This is a genomic window from Idiomarina fontislapidosi (assembly GCF_003226255.1).
Taxonomy (GTDB): domain Bacteria; phylum Pseudomonadota; class Gammaproteobacteria; order Enterobacterales; family Alteromonadaceae; genus Idiomarina; species Idiomarina fontislapidosi.
Window position 1 is genome coordinate 1 of the sequence record NZ_QJST01000033.1, and the last position, 2,986, is coordinate 2,986.

The 2,986-nt window shown below is 41.2% G+C and carries 4 protein-coding genes; 3 read left to right on the forward strand and 1 reads right to left on the reverse strand.

Features of this window, described 5'->3' with window-relative positions; all coding sequences use genetic code 11:
* Positions 1-83: 83 nt before the first annotated feature.
* On the forward strand, positions 84-371 hold the full coding sequence (locus DFP83_RS13335) for an SAVED domain-containing protein (protein ID WP_110576554.1): 288 nt from the start codon (positions 84-86) through the stop codon (positions 369-371).
* 117 nt (positions 372-488) lie between these two features.
* Here the strand turns inward: DFP83_RS13335 and DFP83_RS13340 are convergent, their stop codons facing one another.
* Positions 489-668 carry a hypothetical protein gene (locus DFP83_RS13340; RefSeq protein ID WP_110576556.1) on the reverse strand — a complete coding sequence of 60 codons (180 nt, stop codon included), beginning with the start codon at positions 666-668 and terminating at the stop codon, positions 489-491.
* A gap of 313 nt (positions 669-981) precedes the next feature.
* On the opposite strand from DFP83_RS13340, the gene DFP83_RS13345 reads away from it, so the two are divergent.
* Complete coding sequence (locus tag DFP83_RS13345; protein ID WP_110576557.1) at positions 982-1,884, forward strand: TnsA endonuclease N-terminal domain-containing protein; 903 nt, start codon at positions 982-984, stop codon at positions 1,882-1,884.
* Positions 1,872-2,912, forward strand: a complete 1,041-nt coding sequence (locus DFP83_RS13350) for a hypothetical protein (RefSeq protein ID WP_110576559.1) — start codon at positions 1,872-1,874, stop codon at positions 2,910-2,912. Before DFP83_RS13345 ends, DFP83_RS13350 begins: the two co-directional genes overlap by 13 nt.
* The last annotated feature ends 74 nt before the right edge of the window (positions 2,913-2,986 follow it).

A 2,986-nucleotide genomic window follows, 5' to 3' on the forward strand; every position in this document is an offset into this window, starting at 1 on the left:
TTTAAAGCGGCATCCATGTCGAAATTGGTTTTGGTCATATGTCATCTCTTTTTTTGCTTAGTTTAACGAAATGACACAGAATTATGAACACTACCAAGCAAATGGGTAACGCGGCAATTCCCCACCCTGATAACGGTTTGCAATTAAGGGCGGATATACACTCACTCCTTCAGCACCTCAATGATCAACACAACGTCGAGCGCGTTCACCTTCTAATTTGCGCCTCCAACGCAGCTTGTGTATTCGTTGGACAGGCTTTTGATCTGTATCAGCCCGAGCTCATTGTTTACGACTTTGAAGGTGATGGAATGACGCCCTCGCTCAGAATTTCAAATATCCGTGGTAAGGTATCGCTGACTAAGTCGCAATGAACACTCAATAGACTGAGCGCTTGGAAAGCAACGCCTGCTCTTTTAGAGAAATTAGGGCTGTGAGTTTGTCTATTTCCCACTATACAAAGATGCCAGCTTGGATAAATTCATTTAATCTCAAAGGGTATTTTTGATTATTGCTACACAATCAGCGACTTCCAGCAAATCGAAAACAGCCTTCTGCTCGAAGCGTTCCTGAGGTGCAGTGAATACCTCAAAAGCTCTTTTCTTACCGAATTTCTGATGGTGTAAGAACAACTCAAACGCTAACAGTTTTTCTTCAGTGACTTTAATCATGATGACACACATAAATGTATTTATTAACTTATTAGTCGATGCTATAGCGCCTGTCAAATATAGGTTTTGTTGACTTTTAAGGTTTTTTTGTTACTATAAAAAGCTCTTATTGTTTATTCCTAAGTTAAGCCTCCGAAAATAATATAAAAAACCGTAAATAATCTCATAGATTACCCACTTATCGTTAGTAAAATATTTCTACCTCCCCGTTTTTATTGGTTTTTACAATAGATTTCATTGTTTTTGGTGATTTCGTTTGATCGATTGATTTTTTGCGTCTAATTTCAGTTTTGTAGCCACTGGAATTAAAGTTATGAAAAATGCAAATCAACCAAAAATTAAGCAGCCCAGAGTAACTGAGCTGACCGAGAATAAAATTGAGGCGTACCTTGAGCGCCGAGATTTTGAGGGAAAATACGTCTCTTACAAAACTGCACGGCAGTTCTCAAGTGTGGGGAATGCGTCCTCTGAGCAATTGGGGGCAGATTCAGCTCGTCATGAGTATTTCTCAGATTTAGAGCGCCGATTCGGGATCACACTCTCCTACCTTAAAAACGTATCAGCTGTTAAAACGCAATATCCGCTGCTTGATGTGGATACGACCTTGAAAGTCGCGTCGCGATTAAACATACCTCACCCTCGATACGCCCCTAAGAGCGGGTTGGTAAAAGAAGAAAATCAAGGCTATCAAGCTGCGATAATGACAACTGATTTTTTCTTTCAATATGTCGATGTCATTACAGGTGAGATAAAGAAAATAGCCGTTTCGCTAAAGTACGATAACGACATCGCAGTTGAAGATGGCTCTGACAGGGTGATTGGGCGAACAAGAGACAAGCTTGAGATTGAGGGCACATACTGGCTTGAGGAGCGAAAATCTGAGTTTCGGCTGATAACGTCCTCTCACTGGTCTGTAAACCCGGTGCTCGTTAAGAACATTGACACGGCACGACGTTTCAGAGATCTCGATATACCACATAGTCTACTCAGAGCATCCCAGATTGCCTTTTTGGAAGAACTCCAACGCACACCAAGATATCGGCTAGCGGATTTAATTTATAAGGTGTCGTTGCGAACGGTCATTTCTTTTGAGAAGACGTTTGCAATCTTTTGGTACTTGATTTGGCACAAAGGACTACAGATCGATTTATTTCGTCCGCTTGCTGATGCAAGCTTTGTATTTGTTGCCAAGGAGGACTTCGCATGGGCTTGGTGATTGCGCACTCCTCCAACAAATTTGATTTTAACGTCAATGAATTGATGGTTCATAAATCATTACCTGACAAAGTTTATACCGTCTGCTGGGTATTTCCGAAGCTCAACAAAATAGCGCTCTCTCTTCAGCGAACCCGACCCCAAAAGCCAATTATCGTAACCGTTGGTGGTGATATTGAAGGCGATGCATGGGAATACTTTGAGAGAAAGCCGAATGACTTTATTGGTTCTCGACTATATGGCTCAGAAACTGAAGAAAAGCGAGCTGTAGCCCTAGCGAAATACAACAAGATAAAACCCTTGATAGAGTCGGGAGATATCGAACTCTACATAAAAGGTGACCTTGGAGGACTGCACCTTCGAACTTACGTTAAAGAAGCCCGAATTACGGTTCAAACGTTGTATAAATACATTAACCAATACCTTGCTTTTGGTAGCCACCCACTTGCTTTACTGCCGATGACGTTTAAATGCGGAACCATGAGGAAGCTGCCACTTAATGCGAAAGAAGCCGAGCAGAGACGTATTGAACGAGGAGGAAATTACATCGGTGCTAAAGGTGATTCGGACGATTATCTTCGCCGTGACTTTACTACTGAAGATGAAAAAGGAATGCTGAAATTTATTTCAAAAATATTGCCCAGCGCACCAGATCATAAGCTAGCATCCTTGCATGCATTGTTTAACGCCACCCTTTGTCAATCGACGACTACGGTATATGGTCAAGAAGAGTTGTTTATAGACCCTCAAAAGTTAATATCTATTAACCAATTTACATATCATTTTCTCAAGGATGTCGATCATGTGGCTTGGGCAGGCTATCAAAAAAGCCAAAAACACGTTCAGAACAATGATGATATTTCCATAGGGAAGGCACAAGAGTACTCAATTGGTCCCTCGCACACGTATGAAATCGATGCTACTCGGTTAAATCTCTATGTGGTTTCGCGCATACCGGATTTAGACGGAAAAAATAAAAAAAAGGTATTGGGCAGGCCTTACTTGTACTGTAACTATCCCGTAAAATAATACAGCTCACTCGTAGAATTTCTTTTAAACTAAAACAAAGGAGTTTTACGATGAGCAAACGAATGACTGAAAGC